The organism is Mycobacterium sp. E802, from assembly GCF_001666875.1.
Taxonomy (GTDB): Bacteria; Actinomycetota; Actinomycetes; order Mycobacteriales; family Mycobacteriaceae; genus Mycobacterium.
Genome location: NZ_LZJD01000086.1, coordinates 17710 through 38199 on the forward strand (window position 1 = coordinate 17710; position 20490 = coordinate 38199).

A 20490-nucleotide genomic window follows, 5' to 3' on the forward strand; every position below is an offset into this window, starting at 1 on the left:
CCTATCGTGACTGGTCAGCAACTCGACGAGAACGAACCGCGCGAGGAGTGTGGCGTATTCGGGGTCTGGGCCCCGGGTGAAGACGTCGCAAAGCTCACGTATTACGGCCTGTACGCACTGCAACACCGAGGGCAGGAAGCTGCCGGTATCGCGGTGTCCGACGGGTCGCAGATTCTCGTGTTCAAAGACCTCGGGCTGGTCAGCCAGGTATTCGACGAGCAGACCCTGGCCGCGATGCCGGGCCATGTCGCCGTCGGGCACTGCCGCTACTCCACCACCGGCTCGACCACGTGGGAGAACGCCCAGCCGGTGTTCCGCAACACCGCGGCCGGCACCGGCGTCGCACTCGGTCACAACGGCAACCTGGTCAACACCGCCGAGCTGGCCACCCGCGCCCGCGACGCCGGACTGATCGACATGACGATCCGGGGGAGCGCCGCCGCTCCAGCGACGACGGACTCCGACATCCTGGGGGCGTTGCTGGCCCACGGCGCCGCCGACGCCACATTGGAACAGGCCGCCCTGGAGCTGCTGCCCACGGTCCGCGGCGCCTTCTGCCTGACCTTCATGGACGAGAACACGCTCTACGCCGCACGCGACCCGCACGGTGTGCGCCCGCTGGCTCTCGGCCGGCTGGACCGCGGGTGGGTGGTGGCGTCGGAAACCGCCGCCCTCGACATCGTCGGCGCCTCCTTCGTGCGCGACATCGAACCCGGCGAACTGCTGGCCATCGACGCCGACGGGGTGCGCTCCACCCGATTCGCCAATCCGAACCCCAAGGGCTGCGTCTTCGAATACGTCTATCTGGCCCGTCCCGACAGCACGCTGGTCGGCCGTTCGGTGCACGCGACCCGCGTCGACATCGGCCGCCGGCTGGCCCGCGAGCACCCCGTCGACGCGGACCTGGTGATCGGCGTCCCGGAATCGGGAACGCCGGCTGCCGTCGGGTACGCGCAGGAGTCCGGGATCCCGTTCGGGCAGGGCCTGATGAAGAACGCCTACGTCGGCCGCACGTTCATCCAGCCCTCACAGACCATTCGTCAGCTCGGCATCCGGCTCAAGCTCAACCCGCTGCGAGAGGTGATCCGCGGCAAGCGGCTCATCGTCGTCGACGATTCGATCGTGCGCGGCAACACCCAGCGCGCACTGGTTCGCATGCTGCGGGAGGCCGGAGCGCTGGAGGTGCACGTACGCATCGCGTCACCGCCGGTGAAATGGCCGTGCTTCTACGGCATCGACTTCGCCACCCCGGCCGAACTGATCGCCAACGCGGCCTCTGCCGAACACGAGGGCGAGATGCTGGAGGCCGTCCGGCACGCCATCGGTGCCGACAGCCTGGGCTACATCTCCCAGCAGGGCATGATCGCCGCCACCGAGCAGCCTCCCACCCGGCTGTGCTCGGCCTGCTTCGACGGCAACTACCCGATCGAGCTGCCCGGGGAGACCGCCCTGGGGAAGAACGTCGTCGAGCACATGCTGGCGACCGCGCACGCGAGGAGCGAAAAGGCAGCTGCGGCTCGCACCGGTGTCCCGCTGACGGCCGACAACGACAACGCGTCGGCGCTGCGCAGGCCCTGACGGCTCCGGCGTCGCGGCGACCCTGACGGCGTCCTTGACGCGGGCTTAACGCCTCCTGCGCTGTACCCCCGAAATAGCGGGGCGGTAGCCTTGCATCCGATGACTAAGGGCGCCGAACAGCACGGCATCGCCGAACAGCACAGCATTTCCTATGCGTCGGCCGGAGTGGACATCGAAGCCGGTGACCGCGCCGTCGAACTTTTCAAACCGCTGGCCGCCAAGGCCACCCGTCCCGAGGTGCGGGGAGGGCTGGGCGGCTTTGCCGGCCTGTTCGCCTTACGCGGCGGGTACCGCGAGCCGGTGCTGGCCGCGTCGACCGACGGGGTCGGCACCAAGCTCGCCGTCGCCCAGGCCATGGACAAGCACGACACCGTCGGCTTGGACCTGGTCGCCATGGTGGTCGACGACCTCGTGGTGTGCGGTGCCGAGCCGCTGTTCCTGCAGGACTACATCGCCGTCGGCCGTACCGTCCCCGAGCGGGTCAGCGCCATCGTCGCGGGCATCGCCGAAGGGTGCGTCCAGGCCGGTTGTGCGTTGTTGGGCGGGGAGACGGCCGAACACCCCGGCCTGATGGAACCCGACCACTACGACATCTCCGCAACCGGCGTCGGCATTGTCGAGGCCGACGACGTGCTCGGGCCCGACCGGGTCCGCCCGGGTGACGTCATCATCGCGATGGCGTCCAGCGGCCTGCACTCCAACGGCTACTCGCTGGCCCGCAAGGTGCTGCTGGAGATCGACCGGATGAACCTGGCCGGCCATGTCGAGGAGTTCGGCCGCACGCTCGGCGAGGAGCTGCTCGAGCCGACGCGTATCTACGCCAAGGACTGCCTGGCGCTGGCCGCCGAAACTCAGGTCCGCACGTTCTGCCACGTCACCGGCGGTGGTTTGGCGGGCAACCTGGAGCGCGTCATGCCGCACGGGCTGACCGCCGAACTGGATCGCGGCACGTGGACGCCGGCCCCGGTGTTTCAGATGATCGCCCAGCGCGGACGTATCGAACGTGCCGAGATGGAGAAGACGTTCAACATGGGCGTCGGGATGGTCGCCGTCGTCGCCCCGGAGGACACTGACCGCGCGCTGGCCATCCTGACCGCACGACACCTGCAGTGCTGGACGCTGGGAACCGTCAAGAAGGGCGGCAAGGACAGTGTGCGCGCCCAGCTGGTCGGACAGCATCCGCGGTTCTAGGCAGTCAGAGACAGGTCGCGCTGGTAAGCGTTCTGCGTAAACCAGCGCGACCTGTGTCTAAGAGCTGCGACGGAGTGCTGACGGCTCAGCGCCGCCAGTCATCCTCACCCGACCATTCATCGGCGTCGTCGTTGACGTCGCCGGAATCGGGAGATCCCGACAGCTCTCGTTGGAGCTGACTGAAGTCGGTCTGCGGTGAGCTGTACTTCAGCTCACGTGCAACCTTGGTCTGCTTTGCCTTCGCCCGGCCGCGGCCCATGGGGGGACCCCCTCGCGCAATAACGGAGCGGCCCAATTACTAGGCGGCTCCGATCTGTGTGTCTTTATTGTCCTGCCGACACTTTACCGTGCCCCGCCGCGAAGCGCTGCCAGGCCCTGCCGCACGGTGACCGTCCTGGGGGTTCGGAAGGCTTGAGGGCTCAACGGCCGCGCAGGCGCTCGACGGCAGCGCGGCCGGCCCCGGCGGTGGCATCGGCCTCGGGCAGTGAGTCCGGGTCGATAGCGGCCGGTACTTGCGCCTCAGTGCCGGCCACCAGCTCGGTGTCGGCCGGCAACCCACGCTTGAGCAGTGCCAAAGCGATCGGCCCCTCGTCGGCATGTTCCACAACCGTGCCGACCCGGCCGACAGTGCGTCCGCCCGCCGTCACCGGATCCCCGGTCACCGGACGGTCCGACGCCCCGTCGAGGTGCAGAATCACCAGCATGCGGGGCGGTTTGCCCAGGTTGTGGACCCGAGCGACGGTCTCTTGACCGCGGTAGCAGCCCTTGTCGAGGTGGACGGCCCCGATGCCGGGGCCGCCGATCCAGCCGACCTCGTGCGGAATGGTCCGCTCATCGGTGTCCACACCCAGGCGCGGACGTCCCGCGGCCACCCGGTGCGCCTCGTACGCCCAGACACCGGCCGGGCGGACCCCGGCATCGGTGAGCTTCTGAAGGTAGGCGGCTACGGATTCACGAGGTACCACCAGGTCCAGTTCGATTCCCGCGGCAGGCAGCCTGCGGATGAACCCACCGCCGGGCAGCGGCGTGGCCGTGGACTCCGCGGGCAGCTCGTCACAGCCGAGGGCCTCGATCACCGCCGTGTCGGCCAGGCCGGGTCCGAGCAGGGACAGCACCGCCAGATCGGCGGGCTCGATCTGCACATCGGCCCAGAACACCATCTTGCGCAGGTACGCCAGCAACGGCTCGCCCCGCCACGGCTCGGTGTCCAGATACGTGGTGCCGTCGAGCTCGGTCTGCAGCCAGTGATCTTCGACACGGCCCTGCAGATCCAGGCTGAGGTTCTCGGTGACGGCCCCGTCCGGCAACGCGCTGACGTGCTGGCTGGAGATGCTGTGGAGCCACGTCTGACGGTCCTTGCCGGTCAGCGCGAGCACCGCGCGGTGTGATCGGTCCACCACGACCGCGGCGCGGTCGGCGGCCTGTTGTTCACCGAGCGGATCACCGTAATGCCACGCGGCGCCTGCGTCAGGGCCGGCCTCGGGCGCCGGAACCGCCGGCGGTAGTGCAGTCATAGGCCAACTCTACGTTTGCGGCGCATCGCGCTCTCGGTGCTCTTGGCGCTACGCTGGCGCCCCATGGCAAGCCCACCAGCCGTGCTGGTCACCCTTGACGGGCAGATCCACGATCCGGACGTCCCGCTGCTGCACGCCGACGACCTGGCCGCGGTGCGCGGTGACGGAGTGTTCGAGACCCTGCTGGTGCGCGACGGTCGGCCGTGCCTGCTGGAGGCGCATCTGACTCGGCTGACGCAATCGGCCAAGATGCTTGATCTGCCGGCCCCGGACTTGGACGCCTGGCGGGCGGCGGTGGCACTCGGAGCAGGGCACTGGGCTGCCGAGCACGACGCAGAAGGCGTGCTGCGGTTGGTCTACAGCCGCGGCCGGGAAAGCGGGGGACCGCCCACGGGGTTTGCCACCATCGGTGCGGTGGCCGACCGGGTGGCCGGCGCCCGGCGCGACGGGCTGGCGGCGATCACCCTCGACCGGGGACTGTCCCGCAGCGCCAGTGACCTGCCGTGGCTTGCCGCGGGGGCCAAGACGTTGTCCTACGCGGTGAACATGGCGGCGCTGCGGCACGCCGAACGGCACGGCGCCGGCGACGTCATCTTCGTCAGCTCGGACGGCTACCTGTTGGAGGGGCCGCGGTCCACCGTGGTGATCGCAGCCGCGGGGGCCGACGGTCAACCGTTGCTGCTCACCCCGCCGCCGTGGTATCCGATCCTGCGTGGCACCACCCAGCAGGCGCTTTTCGAGGTGGCCCGCAACAGAGGATACGACTGCGACTTCCGCGCCCTCACCACCGCGGATCTTCTTACTGCGCAAGGGGTTTGGCTGGTCTCCAGCATTACCCTGGCCGCGCGGGTGCATACGCTGGACGGACAGCGGCTACCTGATGCGCCCCTGGCCGCCGAAATGGCACAGCTGATCGACGCGGCGATCACCAGCGACCGTTGAGCGGCGAATAAATCGCTTGTCGGGCTGCGCGGACGAGGGTACTTTCGTGGGCACACAGGGAAGGAGGTGGTCCGTCAAATTGAGTGACTTATGGACATGTGAGGTGGCTGCCCGCTAGCAGCGCCGGGGTATTGCCCGCAGCGCGCTGGCGAATTCCCCGCAGCCACCCGGCCCCCGAGCCCCTCGGTCTGTCCAACCAGGAACCAAGGCTCGGGGGCCGCCCCATATCTGGGCCCGGCGAAGACATGACGGTGAGATGTGCGCTGTGGGGGCTAGCTCGGGCCCGGTGCCAGCGTCGAACACGCTTTGGTGGCCTGTTGCCAGGTTTGGTCGTCAACCCCGGCGGGCGGGCCGGCGACCGGTCCGGGCGCCGCCGGTACCCCGTGCTCGGTCAGGCAGTGGGCGTAGGACCCGTGCTCGGCCGGTGCCGAGGTGGGTGCGGGCTGCGGGCCTTCCGACGAGCAGGCGCCCAGGATCGCGGCCGCGGCAAGCAGACCTGCCGTGATGATTGGCCGGCGCATCAGCCGACGAACCGGGACAGTCGGGCCGACAGGTGCGGTACGAGGCCACCGTCGGCGTCCACCCGTTCCTCGACGTACCCCAGATCGCCACCCTCGACGATGCCGTACAGCCGCTTGGCGCCGCCCACCAACAGCCCGGACTTGCTGCGGGCCAGGGCATCGGTGGCCAGCTCCCAGGAGGCCTGGGTGAGGGGTTTGCCGTAGAACAACTCGACATAGCCGGCTGAATGGGCCAGCAGCAGTTCGATGGCCTGTGACTCGGCCGGATCGTCGGGATCGGTGACGAAGCGCCAGAAGCCGGTCTCCCGCAAGCCGGGGGAGTCGTATTCGCCGGACTCGGTCAACCGCCAGGAGCGAGACTCCCAGTTCAGGTAGTCACCGCCGTCGTGGGAGACCACGATCTGCTGGCCGAATCGGTAATCGCCGTGGGTGTCACGGCCTTCACCCTCGCCACGCCAGACGCCGACCAACGGCAACAGCGCCAGGAGAGCATCGTTGAGTTCGACGCCGTCGCGCAGGTTGGCGGTATCGGCGGGTAACGGGAGGTCGTCGAAGACCGGAATGTTGCGGGCGGCGGTGACCTTGGCCCGTTCGGCGGCAGCCGCTACGGCCCGGTCACCGGAACCCGGCTCGGGCGCCGGGGTCTTGGCCGGCACGTCCCGGTCGGAGGTCACGACTCGTCGGTGACGAGGCGGTACAGCGCGTACAGCGCGAACCACGTGATGACCACGACGGCCGCGACGAGCAGAATCTCGAAGAAGAGCACCACGGGAAAGAGTCTAGTTCCTAGTCGGAGGGGTCGGCGTCCCGGGTCGGGGCGCCCTATACCAGTCGAACGTGAGCTTGTGTGCGAGAAATCGCTGAAAACTCGCACACAAGCTCACGTTCGAGCGGCTAGGTCTCAGGCGACCTTGACGTCGACCTCATGGATGCCGGCACCGGTGGGGGCCACGCTGGCGTCGCCGTTACCCGCCGGCGACAGGGCGCGCAGCGTCCACGTGCCCGGGGCGGCGAAGAAGCGGAAGTCGCCGGTCGCCGAGGCCACCACCTCAGCGGTGAACTCGTCGCTGGAGTCCAGCAGACGCACGAACGCGCCGCCGACCGCCTGGCCGGAGCCGTCCACCACGCGGCCGGTGATGACGGTTTCCTTCTCCAGGTCGACGCCGGCCGGCAACGTCAGTCCTTGCTTAGGTGCAGAGCACATATCAACTTCCCAACTCGATCGGGGCGCCCACCAGGGAGCCGTATTCCGTCCAACTGCCGTCGTAGTTCTTGACGTTCTGGTGTCCCAGCAGCTCCTGCAGCACGAACCAGGTGTGCGAGGAACGCTCACCGATCCGGCAGTAGGCGATGGTCTCCTTCTGGCCGTCGAGGCCGGCCGCGGCATACAGCTTGGCCAGCTCCTCGTCGGACTTGAAGGTGCCGTCGTCGTTGGCTGCCTTGCTCCACGGAACGTTGATGGCGCCGGGGATATGCCCGGGCCGCTGGCTCTGCTCCTGCGGCAGGTGCGCGGGCGCCAGGATCTTGCCGGAGAACTCGTCGGGCGAGCGCACGTCGACCAGGTTCTTCTCACCGATCGCGGCGATCACCTCGTCGCGGAAGGCGCGGATGTTGTTGTCCGGGGCCTTGGCCGAGTACGAGGTTGCCGGGCGGCTGACGGCGTCGGTGACCAGCGGGCGCCCGTCGAGCTGCCAGCGCTTGCGCCCGCCGTCGAGCAGCTTGACGTCGTTGTGGCCGTACAGCTTGAAGTACCAGTAGGCGTAAGCGGCGAACCAGTTGTTGTTGCCGCCGTACAGGATCACCGTGTCGTCGTTGCTGATGCCCTTGTCGCTCAACAGCTTCGAGAACTGCTGCTGATCGACGAAGTCACGCTTGACGGCGTCTTGCAGATCGTCTTTCCAGTCCAGCTTGACGGCGCCGGGGATGTGCCCCTCGTCGTCGTAGGCGCTGGTGTTCTCGTCGACCTCGACGAACACCAGGCCCGGGGTGTCGAGATTGTTCCCGGCCCACTCGGTCGAGACCAGGACGTCGGAACGTGCCATGTACGAATTCCTTTCGATTGCTTCAGGTTTGAGTTGTCAGGCGGGATCGGGGACGCGACGCAGCCGCGCCACCAGCGGGTAGATCTGGCAGCCCAGGCAGATGCCGAAGGCCGCGTTGAGGAAAGCCGCCACCAACGCCAGCGCGGTGGCGGTCAGGCCGAGGATGTCCAGGCCGAACCCGAATCCGGCAGTACCGACGACCGCGAACACCAGGCCGACCAGCTGGGCGAACTTCAGCGGTGCCACCGGCTCGCGTTCGCTGACCGGAGCCAGACGCGGCGCGACGACGGTGGCGAACACGCGGCCATAGGGATGGTGGCGTGGACCGGCGAGCGCGCCGATGGCGAACACCACCGCCTGGACACCCAGCAGCACCGCCGCCGCGGACGTGCTCACACCGGCCAGCAGCACGGTGGCGATCAGTACCGCGGTGGTGACCCAGGCCGCGAAGCGTGGCCCCCGCGCGTCGACCTGCGTAGGCGCTACGCCGGCGGCGGGCCTGGTCGATGTCGATGACATGTGAAAGAACTCCTGTTGTTGTCGAAGGTCTGGTGGTGTGCAGGCTCAGGACGCAAGGCCCGAGCGGGCGCGCAGAAGCGCGCGGCTGCCCTCAACAGCAACAACAACAGCAGCAACCCGCGACGCGGCACAGATCAACTGCGCGGCGCTTGGTGAGCACGAGCTCAAGGCGGGCTGACACGAGCGACAGCTTACCCAATGACCGCCGCGTCAAGCCAACAGCGGTTCCAGCGCCGAGCGCAGGTCAGCGGCCTTGGGAACCCCGCTGGTGCGGTACCGCGGCCGGCCATGGCGGTCGAAGATGATCGTGGTGGGCAGCGACAGGACCGAAAGCCGCCGGGCGGCTTCGGGATTGGCATCCATGTCGATCTCGACGTGAGCAACGTCGGGCAGCTCCGCGCAGACCTGGTCGACCACTCGGCGCACGCCGGCGCACGGCCCGCACCATTCGGCCGAGAAGTGCAGCACGGTGGGACCGGTGTCCGACAAACCCAGATCGCTGGTATCGACGTTGGCGGCTTCTTCGCCGGCCTTGACCATCCCGGAACGCAGCGTGATCAACCGGCCGATCACATAAGCCACCCCCAGCGCGGCGATGAGCACCGCGATCGCCGTCACCAGGGAGGCACTCATGACTGCCTGAACCCCGGCAGGTCGATCGTCACTCCCGATGCGATGCCCTCGATGATCACGTCCGAGCCGCGCGCGCCTGCGGTGGTCGGAGCGATGCCGAAGGGCAGTTTCTGGCCGGTGATCGTATTGCTGAACTCCGAGAGCACCGCTGCGGTCTTGTCCTCGGGTACCGGTTCGTCGGCGGTCCCCGGCCCGGTCAGGATTCCGGTGGCGGTCAGCACCAGGGTGGTCTTGTCCGCGTCGGCGAACGACAGGTCAACCGACACGCTGACCCGCTTGTCCACACCGGACGCCTTGGGCGTTCCGGTGAACACCAGCCCCTGAGGGCTGGAGATTCCGGACTCGGTGGTGCCCCCGGTGGCGTCGTTGGATTCGCGTGCCGGCGCCTCCACCAGCAGGTCGTCGATGCCCATGTATCTGCCGATGTGGGTGGAGTCGATGATGATGCGGCTCTCGGCCTTGTTGACGTGCATTTTCGCCGTGGGACGGATCAGCCACGACGCCTGGGTGAGATCGATCCCGTGCAGGGTGGCCTCGAGTGAGGCTTTGCCGACCACCGGGTGATCGACGCCGCCGGCCCGGATCTCGACTTCCCGGTATTTGTGGTTGCGGACCTGGGTGAGGAACGGGAAACCCAGGATGGCCACCCACGGATCCCAGTTCAATCCGGCGGCGCTGCGGATGTTGCGGGCCAGCCGGTACTCCGCGTAGATCGCGGAACCGAAATCGGCGCCGAGCACCCCGACGACGAGTGCGGTCACGGTCGCGGTGAGCCCGATCAGCAGTTTGCGCACCGCCACATTGTCGCCCACGGCAGACGGATCGATCCGCTCGGCGCGGCTGATCCGCAGGTGAGGCGTTATCGTTAGAACACTAATGGCCGGTAACGGCTTCATGTCAGTCATGAATCCGACCGTGCGGACACCGGGGTCCGGGCGATCGTGGGAAGTGATTGCCGGCGCGCCGGAGGACCCGTTGGATCTACTGCTACTGACCGTCGACCCGCATCCCGAGACTGTCCTGCCCTCTCTGTCGCTTCTGGCCCACACCGTGCGGACCGCACCGACCGAGGTGTCCTCGCTCTTGGAAGCAGGCAGTGCCGATGTGGCCATCGTCGACGCGCGCACCGATCTCGCGGCTGCTCGCGGGCTCTGTCGACTGCTGGGGACGACGGGCACGTCGGTGCCGGTGGTCGCGGTGATCAACGAGGGCGGATTGGTGGCGGTCAACCACGAGTGGGGATTGGACGAAATCCTGCTGCCGGGCACCGGCCCCGCCGAGATCGACGCCCGGCTGCGGCTGTTGGTCGGCCGCCGTGGCGGCGGCGCCAATCAGGAGAATGTCGGCAAGATCACGCTCGGCGAGCTGGTGATCGACGAAGGCACTTACACCGCGCGGCTGCGGGGGCGTCCGCTCGACCTCACCTACAAGGAGTTCGAGCTGCTGAAATACCTCGCCCAGCACGCCGGGCGGGTGTTCACCCGGGCCCAGCTGCTCCAAGAGGTGTGGGGCTATGACTTCTTCGGCGGCACCCGCACGGTCGACGTGCACGTCCGTCGGCTCCGGGCCAAGCTCGGGCCGGAGTACGAAGCGCTCATCGGCACCGTCCGCAACGTCGGCTACAAGGCGGTACGTCCGTCCCGCGGACGCACTCCCGCCGCTGAGGCGGCCGGTACCGAACCCGGCGACGGCGACGTCGACGACGACTTCGACCCGACCCACGACGCCGGTGAGCCGTTGGCCGGGAGGCTGCCGAGCCAGTGACCGAACTCGACTGGCGAGCCGGGCTGTCACCGGCCGAGCAGACCCGTATCCGTGACCTCATCACCGCCGCCACCACCGCCGACGGGGTGGCGCCCGTCGGCGATCAGGTGCTGCGCGAGCTGAGCCAGGACCGCACCCGCCATCTCGTGGCCACCGACGGTGCTGACCTGGTCGGCTACCTGAACCTGGCCCCGGCCGGCGGTGACGACCCGGCCATGGCCGAGCTGGTGGTACATCCCGATGCCAGACGTCGCGGTACCGGTGCGGCACTGGCCCGCGCCGGACTGGCCGCGGGTGGTCCGGGCACCAGGATCTGGGCGCACGGCAACCTCGAGGCGGCCCGGTCGTTGGCCTCGGCGCTGGATCTGAAGGTGGCTCGTGAGCTGCTGCAGATGCGCCGTCCGCTGACCGACCTGCCGCCGGTGCGAGTGCCCGAGGACGTGCGGATCGCCACGTACCGAGGGCCGCAGGACGACGCCGAAATCCTGCGCGTCAACAATGCGGCCTTCTCCTGGCATCCCGAGCAGGGCGGCTGGACCGAACGGGAGATCGCCGAACGACGCGACGAGCCCTGGTTCGACCCGGCCGGACTGTTCGAGGCGTTCGACGACCAGACCGGGGTACTGCTGGGCTTTCACTGGACCAAAGTGCATGCCACCGAGTTGGGGGAGGTTTACGTCGTCGGCGTCGATCCGGCCGCCCAGGGACGTGGCCTGGGCTCGGTGCTGACACTGATCGGCCTGCACCATCTGGCCGAGCGCGCCTGTTCGACGGTGATGCTGTACGTGGAGGCAGATAACTCGGCGGCCGTCGCCACCTACCGGAAATTGGGTTTCGAGGTGTTCAGCGTCGACGCGGCGTACGCCGCCGGTTAACCCGTTTAGCTGTGAACACGCTGAACCTGTTCACTGCTGATTCACCTGCCGTCCGCGAGTTGTCCACTGCGGCCGAATACGTTGCCGGAGAGTCCGAAGCCGTCAACTGGTCGACTGAAAGTGGGACATGTGAAGCTCATCAGCATTGGCAGGGGTGTGGGAAAGCCGATCGGGGTCGCGCTCTCGGCGACCGCCATCGCGGCGCTCACCCTGACCGCGTGCGGTAGCGACAACAACACCGGAACCTCCGGCTCTGCGACTTCGGGTGGCACCGCGGCTTCCTCGGCCGAGTGCGGCGGCAAGAACTCGCTGACCGCCGAGGGCTCGACGGCCCAGCAGAACGCGATCGCCGAATTCAACAAGGTGTGGGGCCAGGTGTGCTCCGGCCAGAACCTGTCGTACAACCCGACGGGCTCGGGCGCCGGGGTCGATCAGTTCATCGCCAAACAGGTCGACTTCGCCGGTTCCGATTCGGCGCTCAAGGGCGATCAGGTCGCCCGGGCCGCCGAGCGCTGCGGCGGTAACGAGGCCTGGAATCTGCCGCTGGTGTTCGGCCCCGTCGCGCTGGCCTACAACGTCGAAGGCGTCGACAAGCTCGTGGTCAGCCCCGACACGCTCGCCAAGATCTTCTCCGGCCAGATCACCAAGTGGAACGATCCGGCGCTGGCCGCGCTGAACGCCGGCACCACGCTGCCGGATCTGGCGATCACGCCGATCTACCGGTCGGACTCCTCGGGTACCACCGACAACTTCCAGAAGTACCTGGCCGCCGCGGCACCGCAGACCTGGACCAAGGGCGACGGCAAGGAGTTCCAGGGCGGAGCCGGTGAGGGCGCGCAGAAGTCCTCCGGAGTGGTTCAGGCGGTGCAGGCCACCCCCGGCTCGATCGGCTATGTCGAGAAGAGCCCGGCCGCCGCCGCGGGCCTGCCCTACGCCGAGATCGACAGCGGTGCCGGTGCCGTCCCGCTCGACGACCAGTCGACCACCAAGGCCGTCGGCGCAGCCAAGTTCGAGGGTGAGGGCAAGGACCTCGTGCTGGACCTGAACGCGCTGTACGCCTCGAAGGAGGCCGGGGTGTATCCGCTGGTGCTGGCCACGTACGAGATCGTCTGTTCCAAGGGCTACGACGCCGACACCGCCGCGGCCGTCAAGTCCTTCCTGACCGTGGCGGCCAACGAGGGGCAGGCCAGCCTGTCGCAGGCCGGATACATCGCCCTCTCCGACGAGTTCAAGCAGCGTCTGCTGACCTCCGTCGAGGCCATCGCATAGACAGCCCGCTGGCATTAGGGGAGGAATCTGGGCAAGGATGGGTTTTTCGACCATATGACCAACAGGGGCCCTGACGGGACAACAGTGACGACGCCGAATCCATCTGAATCGGGGTCGGGGGAGACGCTCGCCTCCCCCTTCCCTGAGCCAGAACCCATCTCCACCAACCCTTCCAAGGGCGCCAAGGTTCGCCTCGGCGACCGGATCTTCCATAGCGTCGCCGAAGGTTCGGGCATCCTGATCGTCACGCTCATCGCGGCGATCGGGGTGTTCCTGCTGTGGCGGGCAGTGCCGGCCCTGACCCGCAACGAGGAGAACTTCTTCCTCTACGGCGGCAACTGGATCACCACCGACACCTCGGCGATGCACTTCGGCATCTTCGATCTGCTCCAGGTCACGGTGTTCGTCTCGGTATTTGCTTTGGCGTTGGCGATGCCGGTGGCGTTGGGTATCGCGATCTATCTCACCCAGTACGCCTCGCGCCGGTTGGCCGGGCCGCTGGCCTACCTGGTGGACCTGTTGGCCGCGGTGCCGTCCATCGTCTACGGCGTGTGGGGCCTGTACGTCTTGGCCCCGGCGATCAAACCCTTTGCGGTGTGGCTCAATACGAACCTGGACTGGCTGTTCCTGTTCAAGACCGGCAACGCCTCGGTGGCCGGCGGCGGCACCGTCTTCACCGCGGGCATCGTGTTGGCGGTGATGATCCTGCCGATCATCACCGCGGTGACCCGCGAAGTGTTCATCCAGACCCCGCGAGGCCAGATCGAGGCCGCGTTGGCCCTGGGCGCCACCCGCTGGGAAGTGGTGCGCACGACGGTGTTGCCCTTCGGTCTGTCGGGTTACATCAGCGGCGCCATGCTGGGGTTGGGCCGCGCGCTCGGTGAGACCATCGCGCTGCTGATCATCCTGCGTGGTACGCAGACCGCGTTCAGCTGGACGCTGTTCGACGGCGGCTACACCTTTGCGAGCAAGATCGCCGCGACGGCAAGCGAATTCAACGACGAGTACAAGGCCGGCGCCTACATTGCCGCCGGCCTCGTGCTGTTCATCCTCACCTTCGTGGTGAACTCGCTGGCCCGGGCCGCGGTCGCCGGAAAGGGGCGGTCATGACCTCCACCCTCGAGCGGCCGGTCAAAGCGGCCGCGTTCCAGGGCGTGAGCCTGCGACGCAAACTGACCAACCACGTCGCCACGGTGTTGGTGACCCTCTCGGTGCTGATCGCTCTGATCCCCCTGGCCTGGGTGCTGTACGCGGTGATCGTTCGGGGCTGGCGCGCATTGACTTCAGCCACCTGGTTCACCCACTCGCAGGCCGGGATGACGACGTTCATCGAAGGCGGCGGCGTCTACCACGCCATCGTCGGTACCGTGCTCCAGGGTTTGGTGTGCTCGCTGATCTCCATTCCGATCGGCGTGATGGTGGCCGTCTACCTGGTCGAGTACGGCGGCGGCACCCGCCTGGGCAGGGTCACCACGTTCATGGTCGACATCCTCACCGGCGTGCCCTCGATCGTCGCCGCGTTGTTCATCTACGCGTTGTGGGTGGCCACGCTCGGGTTCGGCCGGTCCGGGTTCGCGGTGTCATTGTCGTTGGTGCTGTTGATGATCCCGGTGATCGTGCGGGCCACCGAGGAGATGCTGCGCATCGTGCCGATGGACCTGCGTGAGGCGAGTTACGCGCTGGGCGTGCCGAAATGGAAGACGATTGTGCGGATCGTCATCCCGACGGCCTTGTCGGGCATCGTCACCGGCGTGATGCTGGCACTGGCCCGGGTGATGGGTGAGACGGCACCGCTGCTGATCTTGGTCGGTTACGCCCAGGCGATGAACTTCGACATGTTCAGCGGGTTCATGGGATCGCTGCCGGGCATGATGTACGACCAGATTTCGGCGGGCGCGGGTGCCAACCCGGTGCCCACGGACCGGCTGTGGGGCGCGGCGCTCACGCTGATCCTGCTGATCGCCCTGCTCAACGTCGGCGCCCGGGCGATCGCCAAGTTCTTTTCCCCCAAGAAGGTGTAGGAGCCATCCATGGCCAAGCGGCTGGATCTCAAGGACGTCAACATCTATTACGGTGCGTTCCACGCCGTTTCAGAGGTTTCCCTGTCGGTGCAGCCGCGCAGCGTGATGGCCTTCATCGGTCCGTCGGGCTGCGGCAAGTCGACCGTGCTGCGCACGCTGAACCGGATGCACGAGGTGATCCCCGGCGCGCGTGTGGAGGGTTCGGTGCTGCTCGACGGCGAGGACATCTACGGCCCCGGGGTGGACCCGGTGGGGGTGCGCAAGACGATCGGGATGGTGTTCCAGCGCCCGAACCCGTTCCCCACCATGTCGATTCGCGACAACGTGGTGGCCGGGCTGAAGCTGCAGGGCGTGCGGAACAAGAAGACCCTCGACGAGGTGGCCGAGCGCTCGCTGCGCGGGGCCAACCTGTGGAACGAGGTCAAGGACCGCCTGGACAAGCCCGGCGGCGGACTCTCCGGTGGTCAGCAGCAGCGGTTGTGCATCGCCCGCGCCATCGCGGTGCAACCCGACGTGCTGTTGATGGATGAGCCGTGCTCGGCGCTCGACCCGATCTCGACGCTGGCCATCGAAGATCTGATCTCCACGCTCAAGCAGGATTTCACGATCGTCATCGTCACCCACAACATGCAGCAGGCCGCCCGGGTGAGCGATCAGACCGCGTTCTTCAATCTCGAGGCCACCGGCAAGCCGGGCCGGCTGATCGAGATCGACGACACCGAGAAGATCTTCTCCAACCCGACCCAGAAGGCCACCGAGGATTACATCTCGGGCCGCTTCGGCTGAGTTCTTCCCGCGAACAGTCATAAACCCGCACTATCTGGCTCGAAAAAGTACGGGTTTACGTCTGCTCGCGGAAGAAATCAGGGGGTCAGCACGACGCGGGTACCGGACGGCTCACCACCGGCCCACACCTCGGCGACGTCGGCCAATGCCCTTGGCTGCACCCGTAATTCGAGTCGACCGTCGGCCACCATGGCGAACAGCCGGGGCAGTGCCTCGGTGCGGGCCCGGCTCAGGACCTCCGGCGGCACACTGCCGATCCCGACGCCGCAGAGGGTGATCCCGGTGCTGCGCAGCACCCCCGCGTCCAGCGGCAGGGTCGGCCCCGCCATCGAACCGATCTGCACGAATCGGGTCGGGTGGTAGTGCGCGGCCGGGTGACTGGCAGCCAGGGCGGTCAGTACCTGGGCGGCAGGGTCACCCCACAGGTAGTCGAGCACCGCGTCGAACGGCCGTCGCGCATGCATCTCGGCGACCCGCGCACCCAGATCCTGCTCGCCGAGGGCGATCGTGTCGTGAGCGCCGGCCGACCGCAACCACTCCAGCCGTTCGGTGTTGCGGCCGGCGGCCACCACGGTTTCAGCACCGAACATGCCGCCCGCCAATTGCACTGCCATGGAACCGGTTACCCCGGTGGCGCCCAACACGAGCACATGGTCGCCGGGTTTGACGGCTGCGGCGTGCGCCAGGGCGGTCCAGGCCGAGATACCGGTGTTGGGCAGGGCGGCGGCGGTCACCGAGTCCACGTGGTCGGGGATGTCGATGCCGATTCGCGGGTCGACCAGTGTGCGCTCGGCCATCAGCCCGGAGTATCCGACGGCGCCGGTGTAGACGGTGTAGACGCGACGTCCGTCGGCAAGTCGTGCGACACCGTCGACGCCGGGGATCGCCGGTAGTTGAATCTCTTTGCTGGCGTAGTGTTTTCCCGATACCACGCCCCGGGTGAGGTTGGTCAGGGCCGAAGCTTCGACCTCGGCCACCTCGGCGCCGTCGCGTGGTTGCGGCTCGGGTACGTCGGTATAGATCGGGACAGAGCCCCATTCGGTGACCAGTGCGGCTTTCATGGTGGCTCCTTTTGTTTCTGCGGATATGGTTTCTACGGAAACAATCTACGCGGAGCAGTTGTGGGTGGCAAGATGGTTTCCGTGAAAACCAAACTTGAGCTGGTCGACGCCATCACCGGGTTGATTGCCACGGTGGGTGACCGGCTCGGGAACGACGGCGAGGGCGACGCCGAGCGCGATTTCATGGCCTCCGAATGCCCCGAGCGGCTACGGCAGATGGTGCGGGCGCTACCGACGTCATCGATGCACCTGCTGGCGGAGATCGCCGAAGGCCCGGTCAGTTTGGTCGGACTGGCGGAGCGCTCCGGCCGGCTCAAGGGCACGGTGTCCAAACACGTGCAGCGGTTGGTGGAGGCGGGCCTGGTAGAACGCCACCCAGTGCCCGGCAACCGCAAAGAGATCGAACTCGGCCTGAGTGCCGACGGCCAACTCATCGCGGACCTGCACCGCCGACTGCACGACGAGATGGACCGCGGAGTCCGTGATTTCCTGCTGCGTTACAGCGGTGCGGAGCTGAAGGTGCTGGCCAAGGTTCTGGCGGACCTGGCCGCGGCACACAAAGACGGCGTCCGGCTGGTTCCGCCCGCCGACCGGCCCTGAGTTGGCCGGCCCGGAGTCACTGATTCGAGGTGACCGACTCGCCGTCCGGGTAGGAGCCGGTGACCTGGAAGATCACCCGGCGGGCCACCTCGACCGCGTGATCGGCGAAGCGCTCGTAGAACCGGCTCAACAGCGTCACGTCGACGGCCGCCGTCACGCCGTGCTTCCACTCACGGTCCATCAACACCGAGAACAGGTGACGATGCAGATCGTCCATCGCATCGTCTTCTTCCTGAATCCGCGCTGCCTTCTCCGGGTCCTGGGTGAGCAGCACCTCGCGTGCGGCGTGGCCCAGTTCCACCGCAACCCGCCCCATTTCGGCGAAGTAGCCGTTGACCTCTTCGGGCAGCACATGCTGAGGGTGACGGCGACGCGCGATCTTGGCCACGTGGAGAGCCAACGCACCCATCCGGTCTACATCGGCGACGATCTGGATCGAACCCACCACCGAGCGGAGATCACCGGCCACCGGTGCCTGCAGCGCGAGCAACACGAACGCCGACTCCTCGGCCTGAGTGCTCAGTGTGGCGATCTGCTCATGATCGCTGATCACCTGTTCGGCCAGCGCCAGATCGGCCTGCAGCAGCGCCTGGGTGGCGCGCTCCATCGCAGTACCCGCCAAATCGCACATGCCGGCTAGTTGGTCCGTCAATGACCGCAATTGCTCGTTGTACTGGGTACGCATGGTGCAAGATTATGCGGTCAGCAGCGTGATAGTCACGGTGCAACGATGAACGACCGGTGAACGCCGCCCGCCCGGCCCCTGAAACTATTCGCAGGTGGTGTCGGCCGCGTTCGTGACGGTCAGATCCTCGGGCAGATGCGTGGGGCTGCTGCTGGTGCCTTTGATCACGTGTACCTGCACCTCCGACCCGCTCGGGGTGGGCGGATTCACCGAGTAGAAATCGGTGCCGAGCACCACTTGCACCACGTCGCCCATCCCGGTCACCCGTTCGATGGTCGGATTGGCGAACGAGCTGGCCACCGTGGCGGCCGCCTCCTCATTTCCGGGCGAGAAGAACACCGTCGTCGCCGGCAGCGTGCTCGGATAGTCGTCGGGGGTGTTGACGTTGAAGCCGTGTTCCTGCAGTTCGGTGGCCGCTGTGGAGGCCAGGCCGCTCTGTCCGGTCGAGTTCGAGACCTGCACGGTGACCTGCTGCGGTTCGGTGGTGACCGCGTTGACCGTCTCGCCACTGTCCGTGGCGGCCGGAGCGGGAGCCGCCGCCGACTCGGGGGTCTGTGACGGCGCTGCGGCCTGCACCGACGACGTCGTCGACTCCGGAGTGCCCGGTACCGGAGTGTTGTCCGGGTTCTTCTCACCCGGCAGCGGATCATCATTGATGATCGCGTCGAACAGCGCACGCATGTCATCGGTGCGCGGCACCTCGTTGCCGTACTCGTCGGCGTATCCGACCGTCGGCACCGTCACGAACGTGATCCGGCCCGCGTTGACGCCTTGCACGGACTGGCCGAGGTCGACGAGGTCCTTGGTCTTGATGTTGTCGACGAAGCTGTCGCTGATGAACATGTTGACGACGTTGTTCAGCTTGTTCAGCGAGAAGAAGGTGTCGCGGGAGATCAACGAACGCAACAACGAGGACAAGAACAGCTGTTGGCGTTTGATGCGGCCGTAGTCGCCGTTGTACTCGGTGGTGACCTGACGGGCCCGCACGTAGTTCAGCGCGGTATGACCGTCGATCATCTGACGGCCGGCGTTGGGCAACACGGTGCCCAGCTCGTAATCCTCCAGCGGCGTGGTGCTGCAGACCTCGACCCCGCCGAGCGCGTCGACCATCTTGGAGAACCCGGAGAAATCGACGGCCATGAACCGGTTGATGGACAAACCGGACAGCTTCTGGATCACCTTCACCAGGCACTTCGGACCGCCGAAGGCGAACGCTGAATTCAGCTTGGTCTCGGTGTAGACCTCGTCGGGCCCGTAGGTTTCGGTCTCCTCGTCGTAGAGCGGACCGTAGGTCGCCGTCTCCGGGTTCCAGGGCTCGCACTGCATCGGGGTGATCGACAGGTCGCGCGGGAACGACACGGCGACGACGCGTTCGCGGTTGGCCGGGATGTTCACCAGCATGATGGTGTCCGAACGGGCGCCGCCGGCGTCCTCGGTGTCACCGGCGCCCATGCCCGCGTTCTCGCCGAATCGACTGTCGGTCCCGACGATCAGGAAGTTCTCGTCACCGAACTGGGCATTGGGATCCAGGATGTCGCGGGAGTTGGGATCGAGCGCGGCCACCTTGTTGAGGCTGTTGTTCTTCGAGCTCTGCCACTGCCAGGCTCCGCCGGTGAGGACCAGGGTGAGCACGGCGATCATCGCCGCGATGGCCCGCCCGGCCAGCATCACCCGATGGTTGCGCGGCGGACGAGGCTCGTCGTCGGTCTCGTCCCATCCGTCGGCGAGGTCATCGGTATCGTGCTCGTTCGGCGCCACCCGGCCGGCCCGCCACGACGGGCGCGACCGGGCCACGTCGTAGTCGTAAACCTGTACTGCCGGCAGCACATCGGTCCTGGTGCTGTCGGTCTCGCCGGTGTGGCGCTCGGCCGCCGGCTCGTAGGGCGCGTCGAAAGGAGCTTCGAACGTCTCGAAGGGTTCCCCGAACGGCTCCGGGAATGCCTCGGCATCGTTATGGGGAAAGTCCTCCGGAAAGGCTTCGGGATAGTCCTCGGGAAGCCGGACTGCGGGGATGACGTCGGTCGGGTCGGGCACCTGCGGGCGGCTGTACGCCGGCTCTGGCTCTGGCTCTGGCTCCGATTCCGGCTCGGGCACGGTCTCAGTGGAATACGCCGGTTCGGCGTCGCCAAAGTCGTCAGAGTCGTCAGAGTCGTCGGCATCGTCAGGCTCGAGCCGGTGGCGCGTAGGGGTGAACCCGGTCCCGGCCACCTTGGCGATCAGATCGGCGACAGTTACCCCGTCGGTGTGGCTTCCGGTCGGCTCGTCGAGCGGTGAATCATCGGGTAACAGCCGATCTTGGCGCTCCCACGGCGCGGCGCCTGGCAAAGGCCGCGGGGATCGGGTAAGCCATTGGTTGTCCGACTGCTCCTCGGGCGAGCGATGCCGACGGCCGGGAGTGGCGTTGTCACCGTCACTCATGTCCTTACCGGCCTCCGACTCTTCGAGCTTGCGCGAGCGCGTCGGTGCGCATCGCTCCCACTGTTGTGCTG

General features: G+C 67.2%; 23 protein-coding genes. 10 read left to right on the forward strand and 13 right to left on the reverse strand.

Annotated elements, in window-relative coordinates; all coding sequences use genetic code 11:
* The first annotated feature begins 6 nt into the window (after nt 1–6).
* Both purF and purM read left to right on the forward strand, forming a co-directional pair.
* The gene (purF, locus tag A5699_RS12995; RefSeq protein WP_067769819.1) at nt 7–1578 is read left to right on the forward strand and encodes an amidophosphoribosyltransferase; all 1572 of its coding nucleotides are present in this window, start codon (nt 7–9) and stop codon (nt 1576–1578) included.
* 99 nt (nt 1579–1677) lie between these two features.
* The gene (purM, locus tag A5699_RS13000; RefSeq protein ID WP_067769820.1) at nt 1678–2769 is read left to right on the forward strand and encodes a phosphoribosylformylglycinamidine cyclo-ligase; all 1092 of its coding nucleotides are present in this window, start codon (nt 1678–1680) and stop codon (nt 2767–2769) included.
* A gap of 85 nt (nt 2770–2854) precedes the next feature.
* Here the strand turns inward: purM and A5699_RS28510 are convergent, their stop codons facing one another.
* Together A5699_RS28510 and A5699_RS13005 are read right to left on the reverse strand one after the other, a co-directional pair.
* A complete protein-coding gene (locus A5699_RS28510; protein ID WP_076241199.1) occupies nt 2855–3028 on the reverse strand; it encodes a DUF3073 domain-containing protein in 174 nt (57 codons plus the stop codon).
* A 160-nt stretch (nt 3029–3188) separates the two neighbouring features.
* Nucleotides 3189–4283 (reverse strand): folate-binding protein YgfZ, encoded by a 1095-nt coding sequence (locus A5699_RS13005; protein WP_067769821.1) that lies wholly within the window; start codon nt 4281–4283, stop codon nt 3189–3191.
* A 63-nt stretch (nt 4284–4346) separates the two neighbouring features.
* On the opposite strand from A5699_RS13005, the gene A5699_RS13010 reads away from it, so the two are divergent.
* A complete protein-coding gene (locus A5699_RS13010; RefSeq protein WP_067769822.1) occupies nt 4347–5225 on the forward strand; it encodes an aminodeoxychorismate lyase in 879 nt (292 codons plus the stop codon).
* A 272-nt stretch (nt 5226–5497) separates the two neighbouring features.
* On the opposite strand, the gene A5699_RS13015 is transcribed toward A5699_RS13010, so the two are convergent.
* The 8 genes from A5699_RS13015 to lmeA all read right to left on the reverse strand — a co-directional run bounded on the left by A5699_RS13015 (nt 5498) and on the right by lmeA (nt 9752).
* Complete coding sequence (locus A5699_RS13015) at nt 5498–5746, reverse strand: hypothetical protein (RefSeq protein ID WP_067769823.1); 249 nt, start codon at nt 5744–5746, stop codon at nt 5498–5500.
* Complete coding sequence (locus A5699_RS13020; protein WP_067769825.1) at nt 5746–6420, reverse strand: FABP family protein; 675 nt, start codon at nt 6418–6420, stop codon at nt 5746–5748. The genes A5699_RS13015 and A5699_RS13020 overlap by 1 nt, the downstream gene beginning before the upstream one ends.
* 227 nt (nt 6421–6647) lie before the next feature.
* Nucleotides 6648–6950, reverse strand: a complete 303-nt coding sequence (locus A5699_RS13025) for a DUF1416 domain-containing protein (RefSeq protein ID WP_003884652.1) — start codon at nt 6948–6950, stop codon at nt 6648–6650.
* 1 nt (nt 6951) lies between these two features.
* Entirely contained in the window at nt 6952–7788 is an 837-nt protein-coding gene (locus A5699_RS13030) for a sulfurtransferase (RefSeq protein WP_067769828.1), read from the reverse strand.
* A gap of 36 nt (nt 7789–7824) precedes the next feature.
* Nucleotides 7825–8307, reverse strand: coding sequence for a DUF4395 domain-containing protein (locus A5699_RS13035; protein WP_067769830.1), 483 nt, complete (start codon nt 8305–8307; stop codon nt 7825–7827).
* Nucleotides 8308–8398: 91 nt separating this feature from the next.
* Entirely contained in the window at nt 8399–8488 is a 90-nt protein-coding gene (locus A5699_RS30290; protein WP_350222965.1) for an Ms5788A family Cys-rich leader peptide, read from the reverse strand.
* Between the two features lie 29 nt (nt 8489–8517).
* A complete protein-coding gene (locus A5699_RS13040; RefSeq protein ID WP_067769832.1) occupies nt 8518–8940 on the reverse strand; it encodes a thioredoxin family protein in 423 nt (140 codons plus the stop codon).
* Nucleotides 8937–9752: a mannan chain length control protein LmeA gene (lmeA, locus tag A5699_RS13045; RefSeq protein ID WP_067769834.1), complete on the reverse strand. Its 816-nt coding sequence runs from the start codon at nt 9750–9752 to the stop codon at nt 8937–8939. The genes A5699_RS13040 and lmeA overlap by 4 nt, the downstream gene beginning before the upstream one ends.
* Before the next feature lie 163 nt (nt 9753–9915).
* Here lmeA and A5699_RS13050 point away from each other — a divergent pair, with 163 nt between their 5' ends.
* From A5699_RS13050 to pstB, 6 genes are all read left to right on the forward strand, one after another.
* Nucleotides 9916–10704, forward strand: coding sequence for a response regulator transcription factor (locus A5699_RS13050; protein ID WP_082957698.1), 789 nt, complete (start codon nt 9916–9918; stop codon nt 10702–10704).
* Nucleotides 10701–11579 carry a mycothiol synthase gene (gene mshD, locus A5699_RS13055; RefSeq protein ID WP_067769836.1) on the forward strand — a complete coding sequence of 293 codons (879 nt, stop codon included), beginning with the start codon at nt 10701–10703 and terminating at the stop codon, nt 11577–11579. The genes A5699_RS13050 and mshD overlap by 4 nt, the downstream gene beginning before the upstream one ends.
* 129 nt (nt 11580–11708) lie before the next feature.
* Nucleotides 11709–12848, forward strand: a complete 1140-nt coding sequence (pstS, locus tag A5699_RS13060; protein ID WP_067769838.1) for a phosphate ABC transporter substrate-binding protein PstS — start codon at nt 11709–11711, stop codon at nt 12846–12848.
* A gap of 54 nt (nt 12849–12902) precedes the next feature.
* Nucleotides 12903–13958: a phosphate ABC transporter permease subunit PstC gene (gene pstC, locus A5699_RS13065; RefSeq protein WP_067769840.1), complete on the forward strand. Its 1056-nt coding sequence runs from the start codon at nt 12903–12905 to the stop codon at nt 13956–13958.
* On the forward strand, nt 13955–14869 hold the full coding sequence (gene pstA / locus A5699_RS13070; RefSeq protein ID WP_067769843.1) for a phosphate ABC transporter permease PstA: 915 nt from the start codon (nt 13955–13957) through the stop codon (nt 14867–14869). The genes pstC and pstA overlap by 4 nt, the downstream gene beginning before the upstream one ends.
* A 9-nt stretch (nt 14870–14878) precedes the next feature.
* Nucleotides 14879–15655, forward strand: a complete 777-nt coding sequence (gene pstB / locus A5699_RS13075; protein WP_067769845.1) for a phosphate ABC transporter ATP-binding protein PstB — start codon at nt 14879–14881, stop codon at nt 15653–15655.
* Nucleotides 15656–15732: 77 nt separating this feature from the next.
* Here pstB and A5699_RS13080 read toward each other — a convergent pair whose 3' ends face one another.
* Nucleotides 15733–16716, reverse strand: coding sequence for a zinc-binding alcohol dehydrogenase family protein (locus A5699_RS13080; protein ID WP_067769847.1), 984 nt, complete (start codon nt 16714–16716; stop codon nt 15733–15735).
* 81 nt (nt 16717–16797) lie between these two features.
* Between A5699_RS13080 and A5699_RS13085 the strand changes: the two genes are divergently transcribed.
* Nucleotides 16798–17316 (forward strand): MarR family winged helix-turn-helix transcriptional regulator, encoded by a 519-nt coding sequence (locus tag A5699_RS13085; protein ID WP_067770002.1) that lies wholly within the window; start codon nt 16798–16800, stop codon nt 17314–17316.
* Between the two features lie 16 nt (nt 17317–17332).
* Here A5699_RS13085 and phoU read toward each other — a convergent pair whose 3' ends face one another.
* Complete coding sequence (gene phoU / locus A5699_RS13090; protein WP_067769850.1) at nt 17333–18001, reverse strand: phosphate signaling complex protein PhoU; 669 nt, start codon at nt 17999–18001, stop codon at nt 17333–17335.
* 84 nt (nt 18002–18085) lie between these two features.
* Nucleotides 18086–20419 (reverse strand): LCP family protein, encoded by a 2334-nt coding sequence (locus A5699_RS13095; RefSeq protein ID WP_157561223.1) that lies wholly within the window; start codon nt 20417–20419, stop codon nt 18086–18088.
* Nucleotides 20420–20490 lie beyond the last annotated feature (71 nt).